Source organism: Massilia sp. CF038, assembly GCF_900129765.1.
Lineage (GTDB): Bacteria > Pseudomonadota > Gammaproteobacteria > Burkholderiales > Burkholderiaceae_D > Telluria_A.
The window spans coordinates 904,408-927,968 of record NZ_FQWU01000001.1 but is presented as its reverse complement, the minus strand read 5'-3'; the positions used below and the strand labels follow the sequence as shown (position 1 = coordinate 927,968).

Sequence of the window (23,561 nt, the reverse complement as noted above, 5' to 3'; positions counted from 1 at the left end):
AGGTCAGCATGCGGCCACTAAACATTCTCACCTGGCACACGCACGGCAGCTATCTGTACTACCTGACGCAACTGCCGCACCAGTTCCACGTCGTGTCCAAGCCCGGCCGCCCGCCCGGCTACGGGGGCCGCGCGGGGCAAATGCCCTGGGGCGACAATGTGCACGACCTGCCGGCATCCAGCGCCCGCGCGCAGCAATTTGACTGCATCATTTTCCAGGACGACCATCAGTTCGAAAAAGATCAGTACGAATTTCTGAGCGCCGCCCAGCGTGCCCTGCCCCGCATCTACATCGAACACGATCCCCCGCGCGGGCACCCGACCGATACCCGCCATCCAGTGGACGACGCGCACGTCATGCTGGTGCATGTGTCGCACTTCAATGCGCTCATGTGGGACAACGGCAATACCCCGTATCGCGTCATCGAGCACGGCGTCGTGGTGCCCGACGGTATCGCCTATCGCGGCGAGCTCGAGAGCGGGCTGGTCATCATCAACAACCTTGCCGCGCGCGGACGCCGGCTGGGGGCCGACCTGTTCACCCAGGTCCGCCGGCAAGTGCCGCTGGAACTGGTCGGCATGGAAGCCGAGCAGCTTGGCGGCCTGGGGGAGATTGCGCATGCCGCCCTGCCCGCGTTTGCTGCGCGCTATCGCTACCTGTTCAACCCCATCCGTTACACCAGCCTGGGTCTGGCAGTCATCGAAAGCATGATGGTCGGGCTGCCGGTCGTCGCGCTCGCCACCACCGAAATGGTCACCGTCATCGAACATGGGGAATCGGGCTTCATCGATACCAATACCAGCAATCTGATTCTGCACATGCAAGAGTTGCGCCGCAGTCCAGGGCTGGCCCGCCGCCTCGGCATGACGGCGCAGCGCCGCGCCCGCGAGCGCTTTGGCATCGCCCGCTTTTGTGACGAGTGGAACCAGCTGCTGCACCAGGTTTGCGGCTGAGCGCCGCGATCGGACAACCACAACCTTCAAGGAGCGGGCATGTTACTAGATGAAAAGCTTGCGGACGGGTATGCCACGGGCGCGTCCGGCAGACGCATTGCCATCATCAGCGACCATGCGTCGCCGCTGGCCGCGCCGGGCAGCGTCGACAGCGGTGGCCAGAACGTCTACGTGGCCCATCTCGGGCGCGAACTGGGGCTGGCCGGTCATGTGGTCGATATTTTCACGCGGCGCGACGACTTTACACACAAGCAAGTTGTCCATTGGCGCGACAACGTGCGCGTGATCCACGTGCCTGCCGGGCCCGCCCATTACATCCCCAAAGAAGCCATGCTGCCTTATATGGAGCCGTTCGCCCGCTTCATGACGCGCTTTGCCCGGCGCCAGCCTTTTCCCTACGACGTGGTACATGCCAACTTCTTCATGTCTGGTGTGGTGGCGCAACAGCTCAAGCGCAACCTGGGCATTCCCTTCGTGATTACATTTCACGCGCTGGGCCAGGTGCGGCGCCAGGCACAAGGCGCGGCCGATACCTTTCCACAAGATCGGGTCCGCATCGAGAGCAGCCTCATGCGCGATGCCGACCGCATCATTGCCGAATGCCCGCAAGACCGCCAGGACATGGAACAGCTGTATGGTGCCGCGCCTGCCCGTATCGACGTCGCCCCCTGTGGCTTCGATCCGCAGGAGCTGTGGCCGGTTCCCTTGCGTCTGGCGCGCCAGAAGCTCGGCCTGCCACCTGGCAAATTTATCGTCCTGCAACTGGGACGCATTGTGCCGCGTAAAGGGATCGACACCGTGATCGAGGCGCTCGCCCTGCTGCGGCGCCGCCATGGCGTCGACGCGCTGCTGCTGGTCGTCGGCGGCGAGGCGAGCGCGGCCGACCACAACGACACGCCCGAAATGGCCCGCCTGCGCGATCTGGCGCGCCAGCTGGGCATGGGCGATCACGTCCAGTTCGCCGGCCGCAAACACCGCGCCGAGTTGCGTTACTACTATGGCGCGGCCGACGTGTTCGTCACCACGCCCTGGTACGAGCCCTTCGGCATCACCCCGGTGGAAGCCATGGCCTGCGCCCGGCCTGTGGTCGGTGCCGATGTAGGCGGCATCAAAAGCACTGTCATCGACGGCAAAACCGGTTTTCTGGTGCCACCGCACGATCCTGTTGCCGTGGCTGATCGGCTGGCCACACTGCACGCCCGCCCGGGTTTGTCGCGCAGCATGGGCGACGAAGGCATGCAACGCGCTTTTCAGCATTTCACCTGGCGCTCGGTGGCGCGCCAGGCCGCCGCCATTTACGAAGCGGCAGTCAGCACCGCCGCACTTCCATCCCAATTATCCCTATGAACGGAGCTCTCATGTCTGTCAAGAACAACCCGGCTTCCATGGCGGGCAAAGTGGTCTTCATTACCGGTGCGGCCAGCGGGCTGGGTGAAGCGCTGTCCCATACCCTGGCCGAGTCCGGTGCCGATATTGTCGTCGCCGACATCAACCATGTGCAGGCGAGCAAGCTGGCCAACAAGTTGCGTGCGCATGGGGTGCGGGCTTGTCCGATCGGGCTCGATGTGGGCGACCCGGCCGGCACCACACGTGCGTTCAGCGACGCGCTCGACAACATGGGGCGCCTGGACGTACTGATCAACAACGCCGGTACCGACAAAACCTTGCCGATCGAAGAACTGAGCGCGGCGCAATGGCTGCGCGTGATTGACACCAACCTGAACGGCCCCTTCTTTTTGGCCAAGCATGCAGCCGCCTGGATGCAGCACGCTGGCGGCGGCCACATCATCAACATTGCCTCCACGGCTGCCAAACGGGCCTGGCCCAACGCCAGCGCCTATCACGCCAGCAAATGGGGACTACTGGGCTTGTCGCACGCGCTGCATGCCGAGTTGCGCCCCTACAATATCAAGGTCACTGCCGTGATCGCCGGGGGTATGCGCACGCCTTTCCTGCTTGACCGGTTTCCCGACATCGATGCGGCTACCTTGCAAGACCCCTTGCACGTGGCGCAGGCCATCCGTTCCCTGCTGCTGTTGCCGGCTGAAAGCGTGGTTGCCGAGCTGACCGTCCTGCCCATGGCCGAGACCTCCTGGCCATGAGCATCAAGGCAATTTTTCTCGACAAGGACGGCACCTTGATCGATGACCTGCCCTACAACGCCGATCCACGCCGCATGACCCTGTGTGCCGGCGCCGGTGCCGCATTGCGCCTGCTGTCGCGGCTGGATTACCGCCTGTTTGTGGTCACCAATCAAGCCGGCGTGGCACTTGGCAAGCTGACCGAGGCCGATCTGCTCATTGTCCAGCACCGCCTGACCGATCTGCTGTTTCGTGAGCGGCTCAGCCTTGACGGCTTTTACTATTGCCCGCATCACCCTGACGGCAAGGTCGGCGGCTACGGCGTCGATTGCCTGTGCCGCAAGCCCATGCCAGGGATGCTGGTACGTGCAGCGCGCGAACACGACATCGACCTGAGCGCATCCTGGATGCTGGGCGATATCCTCAACGACGTCGAGGCCGGCAACCGGGCCGGCTGCCGCACGGTCCTGGTCGATTGCGGCAACGAAAACGAGTGGCGTCTGGGCCACTACCGCCTTCCCACCCGGGTTGCCCCGGACATTTACTCTGCCGCCGTCATCGTCGCCGGCGGCGAAGGAGCCGCAAGATGAACCTGCCCGACTGGCAGCAAGCCAGAAATGTACTGTGCGTGCGCCTCGATTCGCTTGGCGACGTGCTCATGTGCACCCCGGCCATCCGCGCCATCAAGCAAGCAGGCACCGGGCGTCGCGTTTCGCTGCTGACCTCGCGCAGCGGCGCCGCTGCCGCGCCTTACATACCGGAGCTCGACGAGGTCTTGCACTACCCGGCACCGTGGATGAAAAGCAGCTCGCCGCACACGCCCTTCATCGATGCAGCCATGGTTCAGTCACTGGCGGCCCAGCAATTCGATGGTGCTGTCATTTTTACCTCCTATAGCCAAAGCGCCTTGCCTGCAGCCATGCTGTGCTATCTGGCAGGCATTCCCCTGCGCCTGGCGCATTGCCGCGAGAATCCCTACCAGCTGCTCACCGACTGGGTGCAGGAGCACGAACCGGTCAAGCTGGTGCGCCACGAAGTGCGCCGACAGCTCGACCTGGTTGCTGGTATCGGCTGGCAGCCGGCCAGCTTTGAACTGTCGTTCCATGTGCCAGACGAAGACTTGCTGCGCGTGCGTCACCACTTCGCCGAGCATGGCATCGGGCCGCAGCAAAAAATTGTTCTCATGCATCCTGGCGCAAGCGCACCCTCGCGTCGCTACCCGGTCAAGTTGTGGGCCGAGGTGATTGCCGGTTTGTGGCAACAGGGCGGCTACACCATCATTCTGACGGGCGAACAACACGATCGCGAGCTCATCGACGAAATACGCGAGCTGTGCCGTGCTCCGATTTATTCCCTGGCGGGCCAGTTGAACCTGGGGCAGCTGGGCGCGGCGATTCGCCTTGCCAGCGTGGTGGTCTCCAACAATACCGGACCGGCCCACATGGCAGCAGCCATCGGCACGCCGCTGGTCACTTTATATGCGCTGACGAATCCGCAGCACACACCCTGGCAGGTCGACAGCCGCCTCCTGTTCCACGATGTGCCCTGCAAGTTCTGCTACAAAAGCATTTGCCCGGAAGGCCACAATAACTGTCTGGCCAAACTGGCGCCAGCCGATGTCATCGAGGCGATCTGTGCGCTCGCCCCCAGGCAAGTTGCGGAGCAGCATATGGTCTAGCGGCCGTCCCCTTTCTGCGTCACGCCAGGAATCTCCCTGGTCGGCCGGGCAAACTGGCCCTTCAAGTCATCCACACCTTGCTGCGGATGGGCAAGCGCGCGCAGATCGGCACGTTGACGCCGCTTTTCGTCCGTGCTGATACCGAGCTTGCGGTCGTGTTTTTCCACCATGGACGGGATGGCCTCGCCGTCCCGGCTGAAGGACCATGCCAGCATGGCCGGGCCGAGCGGCAACTGGTCGGCGGCGCCGCCTTCGTGGCCGGTGTGCCAGACATGCCAGGTCTTGCCATAGCTGTTCATTTTTGCGCGCATCAGCGCCTTTTCGGCGGCGGCGGGAATGCCAGGCGCGACCAATTGGCCGCCGAGGATTTCGCCATTGTGCGGATGCCAGTAAGCGCGTTCCGTTTCCGGCAAGGTATTGAACAAGGATTCCGAAATGATGTATTCGATTCCGTTCAACCTGGCATTTTTTTCGCTGCTGTCGAACAGCATGCACTGCGCGAAATCTTCATTCATCTGGTGGCAATAGTGGTGGGCTTCCATCTGCATTTCCGGACGGTCCTTCATTGGATGAAATCCCACCAGATGAATGTCAAAAGGGTGCAGTGGTGTCGTCGTTTGGAGCACCTTTGCGCCTGCCTCAAGCGCGCCGGTCCGCGCTGTTTTCGGTTGCCCCGGCACCGCCGGGCTTTGCGCCAGTGCAGTGTCGAAAACGAGCACCGTCGCCAGCACGGCCCCGACAGAAAATGGCATCGTCATATCCTATCCTTTCATAGAAAATTGAAATGGTAGGACAACGATAGCGCATGCTTGGTTGCTTGCGTGGACGCGACGTGTTCAGGCAAGCAGGCGCGAGTGCTTGGGCAGCTTGGCCGACAAATAATCGTGCTGGTCAGCCAGCACGTTGCGGCCACTGAGGATGAAATGCTCAAACCGGCATGGCGCGTAAGGCACATACAGCAAGGGCCGGAAGTCATGCACGAACTTGGACCCTTTGGCCTGATTGCAGGCCTTGCATGCAGTCACACAGTTCATCCAGGTATCGCGTCCCCCATGGGTGCGGGCCAGAATGTGATCGCGCGACAAATGCTGACGCGCAAATACATTGCCGCAAAACGCACAGGTATGCCTGTCACGGGCGAACAGCAAACTGTTGTCGTCACCCAGAGGCAATTCCTGGCGCAACATGCGCGTCATTCTTTCGCTGCCGGAAATGGCGATGATGGGTTTGACCGTCAGAGTGGACAGGATGCCCGCATTCGACACGCCACCGCGGAACAGGAATTCACGGTCGCCAAGTTCCCACGCAACCTTGTCGGTCGCGTAGTAATGGATCGCGTCCTGCGCAGAAATCCAATCGAATGGATTGCCAGCGATATCGAGGGCCAGAATTTGCGGAGTCATAAATTCACCTGTACTGCAATCTTAGTTGAATTTTAGGATTTGTGGACGAACTGCAGCGTTCGGGTCGAACGGGAGCGTGCTTTTTTCCGCCTTGTGCCAAAACGCCACAATGACGAGGGGGGTGAAATGGCGTGCCGGACTCGAAACAGCGTAGAGGGGCTCGCAGGCGGCGCTCTGGGCCGCTCGGGCAAGAAATAATGCAAAACAGCCCGGTGTCCTTGCAGAACATCCGGGCCGTCGGGCTGGCTTGTCAGTCGTCAGCGCTGATACTGGGTGAAGCGGGGCAGGACGCTAGTTCATTTTGCCGGACGACCCGCCCACACTGAATTTACCCGCGCCCAGCATGGCGACACTCAAGGCAGCAGCCAGGAACATGACTTGCAGTTCCAGTGCGTAGCCGCCATTGCCGGAAATTTTGAACAATTGCGGCATGTGCACCAGAAAAATCGCCACCAGCATATTGATGGCAATGACGGCCGCCGCGGCCCGGGTCCACACGCCAAACAGGACCAGCAACGGCGCCACCACCTCGCCCACATACACCAGGTAGCCGAGCGCCGGCGGTAAGCCAGCCTTGGCGACCAGACCGGTAATGAAGCCCGCGCCGCCGATGATTTTCGCCACGCCATGAAAGAGAATCATGATGGCGAGGGCTGCGCGCAGAATGAGCTTGCCGGAGTCGCCATTGCTTTTCAGTGAGACCATCTTGTTTCCTTTTTTACGTTGTTATCGGGTTTGTTGCCGCATCAGAAAATGCGTAAATATCCATTGCCAGGATGCCGTACTCGTAACTGCTGTGCAGACGCCGGGCCACGCTATCGGGCCCGGCCGCCCCCATGGCCACGAACAGCGGCATCAAATGCTCTTCACTCGGGTGGTTGCGCGCCCCCGACGGCGCGAGTCGCCGGTAGGCTAGCACGGCGTCACGCTGTTGCCCGTCAAGCTTGTCCTTCATCCACACCTCAAAATCACGTACCCAGTCTGGCGCAAGCGCATCGACATCATTGGTACGCCACTCAGCCAGATTGTGCGTCAGCGCCCCCGATCCAATGATCAGCACGCCTTCGTCACGCAAACCGGCCAGCGCCCGGCCGACCTGTTCATGCTGCTGCGGCGTGCCATCGCGCATCACGGAAATTTGCGCTACCGGAATGTCGGCGTCAGGATACATCAAAAGCAGCGGTACCCAGGCACCATGGTCGAGACCGCGGTTCGGACTTTGCTTCGCAGGGATGCCGGCGCCGGTCAGCAGCGCTGCCGCACGTGCCGCCACCTCCGGCGCACCAGGCGCTGGGTAGCGCAAGCTGTACATTTCTTGGGGGAAGCCGCCAAAGTCGTGGATGGTTTCCGGCTGCTCGGCCAGGCTGACGGCCGGCGCGCCCAGCGACTCCCAATGTGCGGACGCGATCAGAATGGCCTTGGGACGGGGCAGCGCGGCGCCCAGTTCACGTAAAAAGCGATGCGCCGGCGTCGATCGAATCGCCAGGGTCGGCGCGCCGTGCGAAATAAAGAGTGTCGGTAAGCGTTGCATGAGCGTTTGCCTCCAAGAAAATGCAGCCCGGCGGGCGGGCAATGCATCGACTATACTTGTTTCAATATTCATGATAAACATGCAGTCGCGAGACAATTTATCTCACTTTTCGAGACAATGAACAAATTCCAGGAAATGCAGTCGTTTGTGGCGGTGGTTGGCACGGGCAGTTTCGTGCGCGCCGCCGCGCAGCTTGCCACGTCAAAAGCGGCCATCTCGCGCCACGTTGCCGACCTTGAGCAGCGCCTTGGCGTGCGCCTCCTGAACCGCACCACCCGCAAGCTGTCCATGACGGACGAAGGACAATCCTTCTATCTGCGCTGCACGGACTTGCTGCATGCGCTCGAGGAAGCCGAGAACGAGCTCAGCTCGCGCAGTGCCGAGGCAGCAGGCCAGTTGCGCATCAGCGCCCCGCTTACCTTCGGCATCATGCATCTGGCGCCATTGTGGGGACAATTTCTCGATCAGCATCCCAAGGTCACGCTGGACCTGGCTCTTACCGACAGAACAGTGGATTTGGTGGAAGATGGCCTGGACCTGGCGATCCGGATTGCGGCCACGCCCCATCCCACGCTCATCGCCCGCAAACTTGCCTCGACTGCCTTGATCGCATGCGCCTCGCCCGCGTACTTGCGCCGCCGTGGCGTGCCGCAGCATCCGCACGATCTGCGCACGCATGACGTGATTTCGTATAGCTACTTCTCCGGCGGCGATGACTGGACCTTCACCGGCCCCGACGGCCAGGTGGTGGTCAAGACGCAGCCGCGCCTGCATGCCAACAATGGCGAAACCTGTGTTGCCGCAGCCCTGCAACACCAGGGCATCATCTTGCAGCCTGCGTTCCTTCTGCACGAGGGGCTGCGCAGCAAGCGCCTCAAGCCCATCCTGCCCGCCTTCAGGGTGGCCGACCTGGATATCTTCGCCGTCTATGCATCGCGCCGTCAGCTACCGCACAAGCTGCGTTATATGATCGATTTTCTGGTCGAACAGTTCCAGAAACCGGTTTGGCACGATTAACAAAAATTCTTGTTCCACAATCCGCCAAGTGTGCACTATAATTCTGCTCGCCGGACGGGGGGGTATAGCTCAGCTGGGAGAGCGCTTGCATGGCATGCAAGAGGTCAGCGGTTCGATCCCGCTTACCTCCACCACATCTTCGGCAATTCAATCAAGACCGACGATGCAATGTCTCGGTCCCGCATGTAGAAATTCCACAAGTTCACTGTAGTACTGGCTGCACAAGCTCGTTGGCATGTGTATCGTCTGACTCGTCCGCATCTTCCGGCAGCGTGGCTTGCCTTGCCTCATCCGGCACACGCAGGTCCAGTGGGCGCAGCAAGTCCAGCCGAACGGCGTAGCGCACCCCACCGCGATCTGCACTGGCGGCAATCTGGCCGGCATCATTGATGGAAACCGGATAGCCAATGTCCCAACCGAGCTTGGGATCAATCAACGCGTTCAAACTCTCCATCTTGCGGCCGCGATAGACGAAGCCCGATAGATGATTGCTGTAGCCAACCACGTGACCATGGTTGTTGATCCCGGTGCCACCACTGAATCGATATTCGGAATTCGGACGCGTATCAAGGTCGATCAAGCGGCCATTGCTGTATAGGAAAGCTGTTTCGTCGTGCAAGAACTCCAGGCGCGACACGAAGCCCGTGACTTGCCCGCAATCGTTGATCGCCATGCCGGAATTGGGTTCTGTTCCAAAGCCGCCCAGGTCGCGCATCACACCCTTGCCCCAAACGTAAGCTCGCAGCGGCTGATCAGGAAATACCAAGGGTCCGGACGCGCCGGTGATCTGATTGTGTTTGTTGAGCCTGATGGCAGTGGTGATCGGGTTGTCGAATAGCAGCGAGCCAATGTCGCGGAAGGTGCCGTCGGGCGCCCGCAAAAAGCTGTGCGGTCCTTCGAACGAATCCCGGATCGCGCCGAATGCGGTCACGTAGCCGGCGTTGTTGATGTCCGTGTAACTGCTGTAGCGGCCGGGAATGGACCCGATATCGCGCCATGTTCCCCGCTCGTAGATGAAGCCGCGCTGGATGCCGCCAGCATCGGTCCAGTGACCAAGCACCTGCCCTTTGTCATTGATGGCCACGACGCCGGTGGTGCGCTTGCCCAGGTCCACCAGGCCGGCGCCGCGGTTCAGGAAAGCGTGTTCGGATGTTGGACTGAACGGGTAGCGACCGACGACCACACCGGCGTTGTTGATATCGGTGGCGGCGCTATTGGCCGGGCCCATCACCGTGACGCGGTATTCCGCGTAGGGTGGCGAAGCAGCGGCCCAGCCGGCGGCGAGGCAAAGGGAGATAACAGTAGGACCTAAACGCGTAAACATGGCAGGCTCCAGGAAGAGAGAGGCGGCTGATGTCGCCCTCTTTCCAAGTTATGCCTCCTGCATCAATACGCCTTAGCACCGCACAATCAGGCCGTGTACTGAAACGATCCCTGCGCAGACTGCGAATGACGGCTCCTGGACAAAATTCATCTATAAAGAAGAACGGCGCCCGCCGGAATTACGAAGCCAATGTGCGCAGTGGTTGTGATAACTGGCCCGGGAGGCGGCGGAGGTGGCGGCGGCGGTGGTGGCGGCGGAGTTATCGGGTGGGGTGGCGGCCCCGGTGGCGGTGGTGGCGGTGGTGGCTTTTTCAACGACGGCACGACTGGGACCGCAATGACGAATAGCCGCCAAGCGGGTTGCGTAGGGAGCAAGCTTTCGTCAACCAAACAATTAACGATGTGATTGCGTCCGGCCAGCCAATCGGTGCTTGGGTTGACGTCGGTGAAATGATCGATCCTCTCTACGCCGGCGGAAACTGGGAAAAATTTGAAACAGAAACCATTCAGGATACCTGGCGACAAGGCGACGCGCAGACCATGCAAAAACGAATTCGCGTTCACTACATGTTTAATCACGTTATGAAACAGATAGCGCAAGTTAAACTAAAGAACTCGTATCAATCGGGTTGTGTTGGGATCGCAAAAGGTTAAGTGACAATTAGGTAATAGAAGGTGCCAAAATGAATCCATGTTCGTTTTCAGGAATCAAATTTCATCGCTCTTCGCTCACTGAGGATGAGTTTGAACTCTTCGTCACGGCATGTGATGGACTCTCAACCTTTGCTGTCGAAATGTACGCCACGCCACGCCAGCTGATCACTCATGTCGAAGGGCTGGCTCGGATCTTGGCGATGGGTGGCGGGATTTATGATTTACAGGTAGGACGATTTGGGCCCGAATTTGCGGGGGGTGCTGTGCAGATCAGGTTCCATGTTCGAGGCGACGTGCTTTTTTTGGGCATCCATATGCAGGCACGACACTTCGAATTCGGCCGTTTTAGCGTCGCCCCGGAAGGAAAACTGTACGTTAAGGCGGGTCTCAGCGCACTGAAACATTTCGTAGAAGAGTTCCGGGGCTTAGTCGACGCAAGTCGTGAAACTGCCACGCTGACAAGCGCAGCGATTTAAGGCATACGTAAGGCACTCACTCCAAAAACAAAAAGCCGGCTTGCGCCGGCTTTCGCTAAGTCTTTGATTCTATTGGTCGGGGCGAGAAGATTCGAACTTCCGACCCCTTGCACCCCATGCAAGTACGCTACCAGGCTGCGCTACGCCCCGACTAGTCGCGAATTATATCAGAGCGAATTATTTTTTTGGCACAAAATGCGTGCGGCGGTACAAGATGGCAAATCCGCCTTGCGCCAGCGCAAACTCACTACGCCCAAAGCTGGATCAAAACGCGGCGCAAATCCACCACCCCATCCGGATTCATGATCCCGTCATTGCTGAAGCGCAGCAGGCTCAGCGGCGCATAGCGGTGCGCCACCCCTTGCGGTGCCGCCCACGCCGGCCCCATCGTCCGCGTCACTGGATCCGCCTCCAGCGGCCACTCGATGTCGCCAGTACCGGTGCGCGCGGGGATAAGCCAGTAGTCGCCCGTCAGATAAATATCGCCAGCACGGAAGCGCACCTGAATCCCATCCTCCAGTTTGAGCCAGTGGCCCGCGTTGGTGGCATTCGCCTGCACCATGAGCGCGCCATCGAGCGCTTCTTTGGCGCCCGCCGCATCAAGGCGGTGATCCCAGCGCCGCAGCATCGGATGCAGATGGCTGCCGCTGCCAACGCCATTCAGCGCCTGCCCCTCCAGCGTGACGGTCATCGATTCTTCATCGATGTCGATCACGCGCAGCAGCGGGTCGGCGTCATTACGCAGCGCGTAGGCGTCATCCACCAGCTCCACCAGATCCTCGCGCGACAGGCCAAGCTTGCGGTCGCGCCCCAGCGAATCGAGCGTCACGGTGGTCACATTGCTGGCACTGTTGACGTGCACATCGCTGACCGCAAACACGACCGACCCATTTTCGCGCGACCACTTGAAGGTCGCGGCGCCAGCCTTGCCTGCCGCGGTCCCATCCCAAGTGGTACCGCTTTTATGCACTTCCACCCGGTACAACTGGTTCTCGATGCCGCGATAGCGGCTGTCGGCGGGAATGACGCACGCGTCGGTGGCAGCACTGGTCTGCGGCACGTCGGCCATCAGCAGCGGCTTGTTTTCGCGGTAAATCTGTGCGCTGGAGAGGTGATTCAGAAACGAGGCATATTCCTCCTTGAACGGAGGCGGCTCGTTGTTGAAGTCCGCCGCAATCACTTTGACCTGCCATTCCACGCGTGCGCGCGAAGCCGTATCCGGCCCGCCCAGCGCAGTCTCACGCATGCCTTCGGCTTCCAGGTGGCTCACGTGGCGCTCCCATACATCCAGATACACCAGCAGATCGCCTTTGAGGATCTCTGGCATGCCAGGATCGACCTTGTAACCAGATTGCGCCGTGTAGTTCTGGCCGGTACTCTCGCACAGCACGCCACCCACATAGTAATTACCCGCGCCGATCGTAAAATCGGACGGCATCGGCCTGCCATCATCGCCCGCCCGCTGACCGATCTGGAACGCCGTGCCCACGCCACCATGAGGACCGATCAAGTCCGCCGCCAGTGAGCGCAGCAAATGCAGTGAAATATCGGCCTGCTCGTTCCAGTCGGCGTCCAGCTGCACCCGCCCCTGCTGCATTAAAACGCGGCTGAACCGGTGCAGGGGATCGAAGGTATTACGGGTAAAGTCGCCTTTCATGCCATTCTCCTTTTAGTTCGCGAAGATGATGCCGACGTCCATGCTCGCGGGGGTATATTCATTGAGCCGTGTGCGCAGATTCGCCTCGCGCTGCGGCTGGAACAAGTTGTGGAAGGCGCCCATCTCCGATTCATCATCGGCGCCCTGGCGGATCTCGGGCGCGCAGTCGAGCGCCAGCTGGCAGTAAGCAGGGTTGCCGTAGCGCGTGCTGGTGAACAGCGGCCGCACCCGTCCCTCTTCCCGCGCCAGACGCGCTTCCCGTTCCTCGGCCGACGCACCCTGCATCATTTCGCTGACGGCCTCACGCCGCAAGTCCGGTTCGCAATGGTAGCGGCGCGGTGTGCGTGAACCCGGAGCCACATAGCAGAACCGTATGCAGCCGTGCTGGCGCCTTGCCAGCCGTAAGGCACCCATGAAGATGCTGTTCTCGGCCATCGACACGGCGTGTGCGGAGGTTGTCCCCAGCACGGTGCTGCGCCGCACTGTCAGGCTGGCGAACGCCATGCGGCCTTCGTCGCCTTCAATTGCAGCCAGTGCCATGCCCGTGGCGTCAACGATGCTGTCGCTGATGACGATGCGCACTGGGTCACCTGTCACTTCGCTTGCGCTGACTCGAATCGTGCCAACGATGCTGTGGTCGATGACCACGCTGCCATGGCTGTCATGGATTTCCAGGCTAGGTTCGTTCGGCCGCAACGGCTCACAGTGGCAGTCCACGCCCCAACCTGGCACCAGTGTGCAGTGGCGGATGGTCAGGTCGCATAGTTCATCGTTGGCGTTATGCGGTTCGTTGTCGCCTTCGTCACCACTGTATTCGCGTCCGCCAAACAGCTGAATGCCACGGCCACTGATCAACAAGCCTTCCAGCACCAGGCGGCTTCCCGCCCTGCCACGCACGGTCAACGCGTCGGCCTGGTCGGTCTGATAATCGAGCAGGCGGATCACGGGCCGGGTCCAGCCAGTGGCGTCCCCTTCCGGCCGGGTGCTGCGGCGGCCGGCCCGGATCTGCAGGCTTTCACCCTCAATCAATGTCAACGCCATGGGTTCGGTATACACGCCACTGTCGACAATCTCGATCACGGCCGCACGCAGCTTGTCGGGACCGTCACGCAGCAGATGCCACGCTTCCAGCGCGCCGCTAATGGTGGTCAGCTGCTCGCCGTGACCGACGCGAAGAATGGTCGCCCCTTCCGGCTGCGTCAGGGCGCGCGGGTATTCGCCGCCGCCCATATCGTCGCTGAACGCGTAACGGTAGCTGACCCAGACCCGCTTCGGCACCTTCCGTTGTGGGAACATGATGCGGCCCAGCTCCGGGTCCAGTGCAACCTGGCCTGCACCCAGCCTGGCATGCCAGCTGGCCAGATTGGCGGGCACAATCTGGTCTGCCGCAATCTCGGTCATGCCGGGCTTTTTGGGCCATGCAACCATGATGACCATGCTGCGGGTGGCACCATAATAGTCGGTCGACGCATGCGGCGGTGGTCCCGGCACCTCGAGCGCGCGGCGTCTTACCCGCACCGGCAGATTGATCTCGCCGGCGATGGAAGTCGACGCGCTTTCGGCCTGCGGCCGGTTGAACAAGGGCGTATCGCTACCGAGCACGTTGAAGCTGAAGCAGTGCGGGCCCTCGTCTTCCAGACAGGTAGCGCGTACCTGAGTAAGCGGATAGGTCTTCAGGCGCCACGCGAATACGCCGATCTCGGGAACGTTGTAACGTCCCTGGGTGCGGGTCGAGTTAATGCGCCGCACATCGACGCTGTGGGCCAGTTCATCAAACGGTCCATCCGTCAGTTCCAGCGCACGGCCATTGCGTAAATCAACCGTGCCGCCACGCCCCGGGCGCAAATGGTTCAGATGCTGGGTCCAACCCAGAAGGCGATAAAATTCAACGGCGCGCGCCGGCCATTGCGCGCTGTCTGACGACAGCAACTCCAGCAGCGACAATGCGCCCTTGCGCCGCCGCGCCGCCACCGTGTTGGCAATCTCGCGGCGCGGGAACATGGCTCTCCCAAGCACGCCGCCGTCCGGCGCGCGCGCTTCGCTGACGGGGCGGTAACCAATCAGATCCCCAATATAAGGGGCTACCCAATCCTCACATGTCTCGATGAACCAGTTTTCATACAGCTGCGCGATGTCGTCTTCCACCACGCTGACCTGCTCGGCAATGACTGCCAGCAGCGCTTTGAGCGGGTAGCCCTGTTCTGCATCACGCATCCGATGCACAAGCGGCATCAGTTCATACAAACGATCCGGATTGCGGTTCATGCTGGAATCTCCTGCAGGATCAGGGTGTCGGCCACTTCCGGCGACAGATAGGCAATCTGCGCAGGCAGCAGAATGCCGCCTTCGCTCGAACCTGGCGAAATCGGTATACGCCGCTTCAGCCCCAGGGCGTCGGCCTGTTCCAGCTTGAAGCTGTCGAGTAGTGCAGTCTCGGAGATCACGTCGAACACGTCCAGGTCAACGTAATCGACACCGCGCACACCCTGCAGCACGGCGATGGCGTGCGACGCGAACAAGTCGCTGCCCAGTTCCAGCGCATCGAAGCTGAACGCGTCGAGCATTTTGACGCGCAGCTGCGCTTCCACCGCTTCCCATGCATAGTCGGGAAGAATGCGGACCTTGGCCGACACCACCAACGCCAAGCGCTCCCTCACTTGCAGCCGGATAGGCAAAGCCGGGTCGCCGTTCAGGCGCAGCGCCGCGCGCAGATTGCGCAGCAGATCACTGTTGTCGTCGATAGGCTGATCATCGACCCCGGCGATCGTCAGGTGCACGACCTCGCGCCGACCGTCGGAGCGCTCGGCCGCCACGGCCTTGCCAACACCGCCGAAGGTACGCGCGAAATCGGCGTGGTCCTGCACCGATACCAGCCGGTCCAGCGCCATGAGCGCCAGCGGCACATTCTTGCGCGTCTGGTCGCGTGTCTCGGCATTGGCGCCGCCCGATGCCCGCAAAGGATTGATCACCGATTTGGCGCCCAGCGGCCGCGTAGACAGCAAACTGATTTGCTCGGCCTTGACGTTGCCCGGCCGCCCGATCCCGCTGCGATACACGGCACGCACATTTTCCTGCCCACCGGGCAGACGCGCGCCGGCAATGCCGTTGCCGAAGATGATGCTGGTTTTTCCTTCATCATTGGTATGCGTGACAAACTTGCGCTCCTGCGCCCCCAGTCCGGCCAGACTGTCGGTTTCGTGCCACTCGATTTCATTGACGCGAACGGACAGGCTCGAAGCCACGCCAGATACGGTCGCCGCCGATGTGTAAGTCAACGGTGCCTGCTTCAGCGTAAAGCTTTGCAGCGCCTTGGCCGCGTCGCCGCTGCCAAGCACCTCGCGCCGCGTTTCGCCATGCGTGGCACGCACGACATTGGCGCGGATTTTCACGGTGGCGCGTTTGAACTTGTATGCCAGGGGGCTGGCAAACTCCAGGAAGGTGTGTACGGTGTCGCCTGGAAGGGCGCCGAATTCGGTCGTGTCATCGTCGTGATCGCCGTCGCTGCTGCCGGTATTCACACTGACCGAATCGTGTTCGTTGTTACCCGGCGTGAGGGCAAACACGGCACCGTTGCCAGCGCCCAGCGCGACACCAGGCTTGGGTATGGCCGCTGCCGCCACCAGCACCCGCTTGACGTCCTGTGTCACGGCGCCGACCATCGCCAGTTCGCTGGCGACCACGCCGTTCACGGCGTCGCCATTGTCATCCTTCAGATCGCTGCGCTCACCGGTGACGATCACCCAGCGCCCTGCTTCCAGGCCATCATAAAGTGCCGACAACTCGACCCGCTCGCCACAGACGTCGTCCGTGATCGGCAACTCCGCCAGCTCCAGCTTTTCAGCCTGGGCGTAAACCACCGTTCTGCGGATTGCCTCGAAGTCGTCCGTGGCGCCGGTCGACGGCGGGGCGACCGCCGTAATCCACGTTCCCAGCCCGGAGTTACGCGGAATAAGAAGCGGCACGCGCGTGGTTTTGCCCGTCATCCCGTATTCAGCCCGGGTGATGGTGGTGCTGGGCTCACCAGCCAGAAAGAACTGGATGGCGGCGTTGGTCAGGCGCGTTTTCACAGTTTGCACAATCAACCAGCTGTTCGGCAAAATCTTCGGATAGGCCGTATCCAGATGCACTGCGTTGGCTTCTTCGTGCATGAATAGACCGCCGTTGGTGCTGGCAGCGCCGGTAATGACTGGCCAATCGCCCACCACGTCGACCTCTTTGGTGGTGTCGTTGATCTTGGTGCGCTTTTGCGCGTTGTGGCCAAATAGCGGTGCCTGCTGGCGCATCACAAACACATCGACCACGCTCGCCTTGCTGAGCGGGACGTTGCGCCAGGCCTGGTACAGCGAGCGTCCGGCCGCCGGTTGAAACTGGGTCAGCAACCGCGTCTTGAGGTCCGATTTGAGCGAATACGATACGCCTACCTTGCGCCCCAGCCGCTGACTGTTGGCCGGCTGCCTCGATCGCGCCTTGGACAGCGACGGCACCAGATTGGCCACCAGACCCTGGCTGAGCATCGAGAAATTCGCGCCAGCGAATTCAAACGAAGCGCTGAACATCTCGCGCGCCTCGCGATCACTGATCCTGCCGCCGGTCAGAAAGCGCACGGCTTCCAGGAAGTAGTCACGTATCCACGCCAGTTCTTCCTTGTCATTCCCCTTTAGCAGCTCCTTGGCGGCGAGCGCGACCTTCTTGTTCGCTTCGGTGACCTTTTCCATGTTTTGGGAAAACTGCACTTCCTCGAGCGCCTGCTGCAAGGCCAGCAGCGCAGAGACGACCGCGTTGATCTCGGGTTTGTTCTTTTCAAGGCAGCGCCATTCAATATCGGCATAGCGCCCGGCCACGTCGGCCCACGCGGCAAGAATAGTGAGCACGTCCATTGCCAGCTGCAACTGCACCTCGGTTTCGCCGACGGCGCTGTCAGTCTTGATTGCCACCACCCGGCGCATCACCTGCTGCCCGTCGCGCCGGCCAAAGGTAAGCAGCATCACGTCATTCACAGCCAGATTGAGTGCAGTGCCCTTGAAACGCAGCCGCTCAATGAAAGCCGCATTCACCGGCGTCAAATTCAGCGGTCGGCTCATGCGCGGCAGCAGCTCGTTCCATTCGACACGCGCCTGCAGGGGTTCAGACGTTTCAAACGCCTCCATCTGCTCGCCCGGACCAGGCACGCTGTTTGCCCGTGAGCCTTTTGGGATGTCGACTGGTTCGGCGTCCTTTTCCAGCGCATAGGCCAGGTAAACGCTGGCGGCGACGCCCGGCCGCAAGTTGTAGCCTGCCAGACGCGCCAACTCCAGCACCGAACGCCGCTCCGTGGCGCAGCGCAGATAGCCTTCGTTGGCGATGCGTTCCTGATAAAACGTGAGCACGTCAGCGGTGACGGCCCACGCGTCCATCAGGGCGATCGAAAAGTCCTCAGGTGCACGCGTCTTCAGCCCATCCAGATTCAGCGGCTCGGCGTCGCCAAGCTTGTCACGCACACCTTCGAAAAAATGAGCACTCGACAAGCGCGCCCGCATGCTGTCGAAAAAGCTCGCGTAGGTGCCGGCGCGATAACGCAGCGCAGCCCGCCCGGCGCGGTTGAACGTTGCGCGTGGCGTGCTGGCGTGCACGCCTTCACAGCAGTCGCAAGGCAAATCGTTCATCGTCCACCTCCCAGCTGTAGGGTCAGGGTGCCGTTCTCGGCGAAGTCAGGATCATTGTCGAGCTGTGCGATTTCCGTCGGCCCCAGCGCCAGCACGCCATCGGCGATGGCGCGATCAAGCTCCGGCGTGGGCGCGAGCGGATCATCTGGCACGTCGAGCCGCTGGAACCGCAGCACTTTCACGTTTTCCACGCCCTCGACGCCTGCCGCCGCCGCGACGATGCGCGACAGGTGCAAGCCGCCGCCGAAACTGAGGCGATCGGGATGGAACAAGCCCATTTCGCCGCTTTTCAAGCGCCGGCTGCCCAGCACATCCAGCAGGCGCGCACGCACTTCGCCGCGCGCGAAATGCGGCAGCACACACACATGCAAGGTCAGGCTGATCGGCACATAGCGCGCCTGCACCACGGCCAGGTCGTGTCCCATGCGGCGGAACGGATACAACTCGCCTTCCACGGCCGCCAGCAAGGCTGCAGGTGCCGTTTCTGTTCCCAGCGGGTCTAGCGCCACACGCGCCTCGTACCAGCTACCTGTCCAGCACAGGTCTGCCGCAGCGCGCTGAATCTGGGCGTTGCGCTGCGCGAGGTCTGCGTAATCGCCGGCCGTAATGGCGCGCATGCGCTGCTTGCGGAACGCACCTGGCGCAAACAGCTTTGCCTCGGCCACCGGCTCCGGCTCGGTACCGCCTGCGGCGGCAAGGGGATTGCGCACCGTGAGCGAAGCGCCATCGACCGTGCCCGTCCTTAGCACCATGGCGGCAATGACATCGCGGCCAATATTGCCGCTGCTGCCGCCGCCAGTTCGGTAGCTGGTGTCGAATACCGTACCGGTGCCCGGTTGCAGTCCCAGGTCACCGTCGCCAAAGCGCAAGTGCGCCCGTCGTTCATCGTCCATTTCGACCACGAAGTGGCGCGCGCCGCCGTCACTGGCCAGCAGGTCGTAGCGTGGCTGCCAGCGCGCGCCGCCGGTTTGCTCGGTCAGCGTCAGGTCGGGTAACGCGTCGCGCGGATCTTGCCGCAGCATCGCCACAGCCGACGTTTCCGTCAGTGCGGCCTTGAAAGTCAGATCGTGCTGTTTCAGGCGTGGCCGAAATGGGTCGGCCACGCTGCTTGCATTGACCACGCTGCCGTCGCAGGCGCAGTCGCCAGGCTCGGTGCGGCCCGTGACGGGGCCTAGCGGGTCGGCCGGGGCGCGCCTGCCATGGTCGACCAGCACCACGTTCCCACGTACGACGCTCATGCCAGTCACACGGGCGCAGTTGAATTCGGCAGTCAGTCGCACCGATATGCACAGCGAGAATGGCAAGGCGTCGGCTGCTGCCCATTCGATTTCCAGTACCGGCTGATTCAACAGTTCGTCAACGACCGGGGTCACTTTGGTCAGCAGCACGGCATGCCGGTGATCCGGGTCGGCGTCGGCCAGCGCGCCGGTGGTGCCGCCCCTGACCTCTTCAAATACAAGCACGTCGCCCGCATGCAGATCCAGCACGCGGCCACCAAGACCGTCGGTACGAATGGCGGTGCCGTCCACCAGGCTGGCGCGCGTGGCGCCCTTGGGCACGCAGCATTCGGTGTCGCCCCAGGTGTACAAGGCGATCTCGCTATGCGCGGCCTTGACCTTGAGCTCAGTGCGGCCCGCACGCGCAACCGGCTCGAACACTTCATAGGTATTGGCGACAAATTTTTGCATCGCTTCGTGCGGAACCACCCGGCCCGCGAAAACGTCAAGGTCGGGGAAGCCGGTGATGAAGTAGATGTCCTTCAGCGGCAGGGGCGCCAGGTCGCTGTCGGACTGTAACGCTACCCAGGCGCGCGCATTGCAGCCTTCGTGCATGCGGTAGTCCACCAGCCGGACGTGGCGCCGCACCGAGATACGTTCGCGCGCCGTATCAAGGTAGGCCTCGGTCGCTACCGCGTCCTGGTAATAGCTCAGGTAATCGGCGGTGTATGCCAGCACCTCGACCAGGGTCACACCCAGGTCCGGCACATGGCGCTCCTTCCAGTCCGGGATGGTCAGCGACATCCGGTCCAGCATCATCTGGCGCAGACTTGCGTAGTCCTTTGCCAGATAGTCGATTTCCGGCGCCGCCGCAACTGGTGCGGGGCAGTCGTGCTGCGGTTTGCAGTCAAGGTCGGCTGCGCAGTCGAGCCGGAAGCGGAAGTCCAGGCAAGCGTAACGCGGGTCAAGACCATGGAAGGGGCGATAACGCGGTGCGCCCTCCTGCGCTTCCGGATCGCGCTCGATAAAGCACAAGCGATAAATCGAGAAGTCGCCCACCTTGTCGAGTTCGATGCGCAGGCAGTCATCAAGATCGGGATCGTCGGCGCGGTCAATCTCGACCCGGAGCACATGGATGTCACGGATTCTGCGTCCGCCCTCGATCCGCACATTGGCCGCGCTGATGCCCTCCGGGATAGGGCCAAAGAAGTGCACGCACAGTGAACGCTTCGCGTCCGACACTTCCAGAAAATCGACGCCATTCCAGCGCGGGTTGTTAAACAATCGCTGGCGGCGTGCATCCGTGCCGCATGCCAGGTCACTAGATGCCATTGCCGGTCTCCCTCGCAAAACTTGCGCTCGTTGTCTCGCCGGTGCTGCGTAGCGCATACACCACGTCGATGGTGAGCGTGCCTTCACGGCTGATCACTTCCAGCTTGCGCACTTCAATCAGGTCGCCCAGCCAGCGCTGCAGGCCGGCCTGGATACTGAACTGCAGCGCCGTGGCCAGCTCGGGGCTGTTCGGTTCGAATACCTTGGCCAGCAGGCCGCTGCCAAAGTCGGGGCGGTTGACGCGCTCGCCCGCGTTCGTAAACAGGAATTGCTCGATCATGTCGCGGATGTGATCCGCCTCGCCGGTGCTGGCCGTGCGCCCGCGGCTATCGAAGTGGAACGGGAAATCAATGTTCATCATGTCCCCTTGACCCTCACCTGTGTAACAACGATATTGAGCGGCGTCCCGGTTGGGATGCAGGTTGCCTGGCTGTCTTGCAGCAGTACTGGCATGCCGCCGGCCTTGACCCGGATCGCGCCTGTGAGCCATTGCGCAGTCACGCATGGCCCATTTCCGGCCGTGGGCGGCGGCATGGCGCAACCGGCAACTGTATGCGGCGCCGACTGCGTCACCACTGCCTGCCCGCTGACCTTCACGCGCGGGTTGGGGGCGGTAGCCTGGGAATGCCCTCCGTGCGCGCACAGTACCGTCGCCCCCGTGTGCAGAAGGAAGCCGGGCATCAGGTCACCTCCAGCGCGCTGCCATTGATTGATACTTTCGGCCCCGTGAGCTTGATGCTGCCCGCCATGCCGTTGTCGATTTCGATCCCCGTTGCGCTGATCGTGATCTTCATGCCTTGCTTGGTTTCGATCTTGACGCCGCCAATGCCGGGCGTGTCGTCCAGCGTCAAAGTGCAGGTGTCGGTCTTGAGGATCTTTACCTCGGCCAGCGCAGGCGTGGCCGGCACTTCGCCCTGCGCCCAGAAACAGCCAGTCCAGATCGGGTACTCCGGATCGCCATGTTCGAATTCGATCCAGACCCAGGCATCGGTCGGCGGCACCAGGAACAGGCCGACGCCCTTGCCTGCGTATGGCAGGGCCGGCAGCGCCCAGCCGCTTTCGTTGTCGCCGAAGACGTCACTGACCTTGGCCCGCACCCGGCCCAGCATCAGAGGATCGCGGTTGTCGCTCACGACGCCGCGGTATTTTCCGTACAGCGGCCCGGACGATGGCGCGGTCATGGCAGCACCAATGGCAGCAAAGCGCCATGGCCGTCGCGCGTGAGCGAGAAGGCTTGTTTGTATTCACCGCGCCGGATCCGGTGCGTCACTTCCCGTACATAGTAATTGCCGTCATAGCTGAACCCGACCCCGCGCACGCCCACCAGCCGGCGCGCCTTGAGCGCTTGCCCGTAGCGCACGGCATCGAGTTCGCCACTGCCGGTTATGGCACTGGCTGACTGCGCGGCGCCAGTCACTGCCCGCAAGCCTGCCTGCATCGCGGACAGGTTCGCCGCGTCGCGCGGCAGGGTGGTACGCAGGGCCTGGGCCGGCCGCAACGACAGCGGCGGCCCGAGACTCGATGGCACGGGGATCGAGATATTCATTTTGGTCAGGGGCTCCACGATGGTCACTTGCGGCCGGGCCGGCCCCAGCGCGTCATAACTGAAGGTGATTGGCTGGTCAACATTGGTGTCCGATCCCATGTTCATGGTCAGCGCCGGCTGCGGGATGCCAAGGCGATTATCCAGGCCCCAGTAAGCCGTGTTGATACCGGGGATCGGGGTCGGTTCGATGTAGAACACGTAGCCATTGCGCGCGGCCAGCTCGCGTATGTAGGCCAGGTCCGTTCCCTGCTGCGACGGGATGCGGTCGATCTGGATCGGCACGTCCGTTGTGGGCGACACCTGCGGCACCAGGCCCAGCGTCGCATAACTGGCAATCAGGCGCGTGACGATCACGGAGTCGGGCTGGTTCGGATAGGTTTCACTCTTTTCTTCCAGATTGAGCATGACGCCGACATCTTTTCCAAACACATGCAGCGTCGACTCACCCGGCCTGTTGCTGGGGGCGACCTGGTGGTTGGTGATGACGCCATCGATCAGAATGTGTGGCATTACGCCGATGAACACCATGATGATGACCCGGCTGGGCGGGTCCAGCATCCCGCTCATCAACAGGCCGTAGTCAAGCAGCGAATCCTTGCCCAGACTGAAGCTGATCTTGAAGCCGTCAAAATCGCTGTCGCGATTGGTCACCTCGATCGCCGTCACCGAATCGATCAGCGGATACGGTGCCGGCATGGGCAGCGTGGGGCCGATCAGCAGTTGCAGGCGAACGCCGAGACTGGGCATCAGATGGCTCCCGCCTTGGGAAACTCGATGCGCAGCATCCGCCCTACTTCGTCGGTCAGCTCCTGCGGCTGCATGGCGCTGTTGGTGTCGCATACACGCCAGAACTGCTCGGGGTCACCCAGATAGCGCGCGGTGACGTTGTCGAGCCGGTCGCCCTCAACCACCGCATGCTGCGCGATCAGCGCGCCTGGTTCCGGCTGCGGCACAAAGCGGCGCCGCAGAAAGACGATTGTGCGCCCGTCCGGGCCTTCGACTCTGGCTGTCGCAATGCTGAAATAGCGGCTGGTCGGTGGGTACATGGTCT

The 23,561-nt window shown here is 61.9% G+C and carries 22 protein-coding genes and 2 tRNA genes; 9 read left to right on the top strand and 15 right to left on the bottom strand.

The features are described from left to right. The first annotated feature begins 8 nt into the window (after positions 1-8). From BUC24_RS04200 to BUC24_RS04180, 5 genes are read left to right on the top strand one after another with little or no spacing between them, the layout of a single operon-like run. A complete protein-coding gene (locus BUC24_RS04200) occupies positions 9-953 on the top strand; it encodes a glycosyltransferase (protein ID WP_073212856.1) in 945 nt (314 codons plus the stop codon). A gap of 39 nt (positions 954-992) precedes the next feature. After that, positions 993-2,300 (top strand): glycosyltransferase family 4 protein, encoded by a 1,308-nt coding sequence (locus BUC24_RS04195; RefSeq protein WP_073212855.1) that lies wholly within the window; start codon positions 993-995, stop codon positions 2,298-2,300. An 11-nt stretch (positions 2,301-2,311) separates the two neighbouring features. Beyond that, positions 2,312-3,055 (top strand): SDR family oxidoreductase, encoded by a 744-nt coding sequence (locus BUC24_RS04190; RefSeq protein ID WP_073212854.1) that lies wholly within the window; start codon positions 2,312-2,314, stop codon positions 3,053-3,055. Then, the gene (locus BUC24_RS04185) at positions 3,052-3,624 is read left to right on the top strand and encodes a D-glycero-alpha-D-manno-heptose-1,7-bisphosphate 7-phosphatase (protein ID WP_073212853.1); all 573 of its coding nucleotides are present in this window, start codon (positions 3,052-3,054) and stop codon (positions 3,622-3,624) included. The genes BUC24_RS04190 and BUC24_RS04185 overlap by 4 nt, the downstream gene beginning before the upstream one ends. Further along, a complete protein-coding gene (locus BUC24_RS04180) occupies positions 3,621-4,712 on the top strand; it encodes a glycosyltransferase family 9 protein (protein WP_073212852.1) in 1,092 nt (363 codons plus the stop codon). Before BUC24_RS04185 ends, BUC24_RS04180 begins: the two co-directional genes overlap by 4 nt. Here the strand turns inward: BUC24_RS04180 and BUC24_RS04175 are convergent. From BUC24_RS04175 to BUC24_RS04160, 4 genes are all read right to left on the bottom strand, one after another. Then, complete coding sequence (locus BUC24_RS04175; RefSeq protein WP_229448020.1) at positions 4,709-5,464, bottom strand: OBAP family protein; 756 nt, start codon at positions 5,462-5,464, stop codon at positions 4,709-4,711. The genes BUC24_RS04180 and BUC24_RS04175 overlap by 4 nt on opposite strands. 84 nt (positions 5,465-5,548) lie before the next feature. Then, entirely contained in the window at positions 5,549-6,115 is a 567-nt protein-coding gene (locus BUC24_RS04170; protein WP_073212850.1) for an HNH endonuclease, read from the bottom strand. A 291-nt stretch (positions 6,116-6,406) separates the two neighbouring features. After that, entirely contained in the window at positions 6,407-6,820 is a 414-nt protein-coding gene (locus tag BUC24_RS04165) for a DoxX family protein (protein ID WP_073212849.1), read from the bottom strand. A 13-nt stretch (positions 6,821-6,833) separates the two neighbouring features. Continuing rightward, entirely contained in the window at positions 6,834-7,646 is an 813-nt protein-coding gene (locus tag BUC24_RS04160; protein WP_073212848.1) for a DODA-type extradiol aromatic ring-opening family dioxygenase, read from the bottom strand. Positions 7,647-7,763: 117 nt separating this feature from the next. Between BUC24_RS04160 and BUC24_RS04155 the strand changes: the two genes are divergently transcribed. Continuing rightward, a complete protein-coding gene (locus BUC24_RS04155; RefSeq protein WP_073212847.1) occupies positions 7,764-8,663 on the top strand; it encodes a LysR family transcriptional regulator in 900 nt (299 codons plus the stop codon). Positions 8,664-8,721: 58 nt separating this feature from the next. After that, positions 8,722-8,797: transfer RNA gene (locus BUC24_RS04150), tRNA-Ala, on the top strand. A gap of 68 nt (positions 8,798-8,865) precedes the next feature. Here BUC24_RS04150 and BUC24_RS04145 read toward each other — a convergent pair. After that, the gene (locus BUC24_RS04145) at positions 8,866-9,987 is read right to left on the bottom strand and encodes a hypothetical protein (RefSeq protein WP_073212846.1); all 1,122 of its coding nucleotides are present in this window, start codon (positions 9,985-9,987) and stop codon (positions 8,866-8,868) included. A gap of 401 nt (positions 9,988-10,388) precedes the next feature. Between BUC24_RS04145 and BUC24_RS26855 the strand changes: the two genes are divergently transcribed. Both BUC24_RS26855 and BUC24_RS04135 read left to right on the top strand, forming a co-directional pair. After that, positions 10,389-10,640: a hypothetical protein gene (locus BUC24_RS26855; RefSeq protein ID WP_178372475.1), complete on the top strand. Its 252-nt coding sequence runs from the start codon at positions 10,389-10,391 to the stop codon at positions 10,638-10,640. 29 nt (positions 10,641-10,669) lie between these two features. Then, positions 10,670-11,116, top strand: a complete 447-nt coding sequence (locus tag BUC24_RS04135; protein ID WP_143167379.1) for a hypothetical protein — start codon at positions 10,670-10,672, stop codon at positions 11,114-11,116. 73 nt (positions 11,117-11,189) lie between these two features. On the opposite strand, the gene BUC24_RS04130 is transcribed toward BUC24_RS04135, so the two are convergent. From BUC24_RS04130 to BUC24_RS04085, 10 genes are all read right to left on the bottom strand, one after another. Beyond that, positions 11,190-11,266 (bottom strand) — tRNA-Pro (locus tag BUC24_RS04130). A 97-nt stretch (positions 11,267-11,363) separates the two neighbouring features. Next, positions 11,364-12,773 (bottom strand): DUF6519 domain-containing protein, encoded by a 1,410-nt coding sequence (locus BUC24_RS04125; protein WP_073212843.1) that lies wholly within the window; start codon positions 12,771-12,773, stop codon positions 11,364-11,366. Between the two features lie 12 nt (positions 12,774-12,785). Further along, positions 12,786-15,038, bottom strand: a complete 2,253-nt coding sequence (locus BUC24_RS04120; RefSeq protein WP_073212842.1) for a hypothetical protein — start codon at positions 15,036-15,038, stop codon at positions 12,786-12,788. Further along, positions 15,035-18,415: a putative baseplate assembly protein gene (locus BUC24_RS04115; protein ID WP_073212841.1), complete on the bottom strand. Its 3,381-nt coding sequence runs from the start codon at positions 18,413-18,415 to the stop codon at positions 15,035-15,037. The genes BUC24_RS04120 and BUC24_RS04115 overlap by 4 nt, the downstream gene beginning before the upstream one ends. After that, positions 18,412-20,964 (bottom strand): putative baseplate assembly protein, encoded by a 2,553-nt coding sequence (locus tag BUC24_RS04110; protein WP_073212840.1) that lies wholly within the window; start codon positions 20,962-20,964, stop codon positions 18,412-18,414. Before BUC24_RS04110 ends, BUC24_RS04115 begins: the two co-directional genes overlap by 4 nt. Beyond that, positions 20,954-21,325 (bottom strand): GPW/gp25 family protein, encoded by a 372-nt coding sequence (locus BUC24_RS04105; protein WP_218606479.1) that lies wholly within the window; start codon positions 21,323-21,325, stop codon positions 20,954-20,956. Before BUC24_RS04105 ends, BUC24_RS04110 begins: the two co-directional genes overlap by 11 nt. Further along, positions 21,322-21,645, bottom strand: a complete 324-nt coding sequence (locus BUC24_RS04100) for a PAAR-like protein (RefSeq protein ID WP_073212838.1) — start codon at positions 21,643-21,645, stop codon at positions 21,322-21,324. Before BUC24_RS04100 ends, BUC24_RS04105 begins: the two co-directional genes overlap by 4 nt. After that, entirely contained in the window at positions 21,645-22,145 is a 501-nt protein-coding gene (locus BUC24_RS04095; protein ID WP_073212837.1) for a phage baseplate assembly protein V, read from the bottom strand. Before BUC24_RS04095 ends, BUC24_RS04100 begins: the two co-directional genes overlap by 1 nt. Beyond that, complete coding sequence (locus BUC24_RS04090; RefSeq protein WP_073212836.1) at positions 22,142-23,257, bottom strand: phage late control D family protein; 1,116 nt, start codon at positions 23,255-23,257, stop codon at positions 22,142-22,144. Before BUC24_RS04090 ends, BUC24_RS04095 begins: the two co-directional genes overlap by 4 nt. Next, entirely contained in the window at positions 23,257-23,556 is a 300-nt protein-coding gene (locus BUC24_RS04085) for a hypothetical protein (RefSeq protein WP_073212835.1), read from the bottom strand. The genes BUC24_RS04090 and BUC24_RS04085 overlap by 1 nt, the downstream gene beginning before the upstream one ends. Between the last annotated feature and the right edge of the window lie 5 nt (positions 23,557-23,561).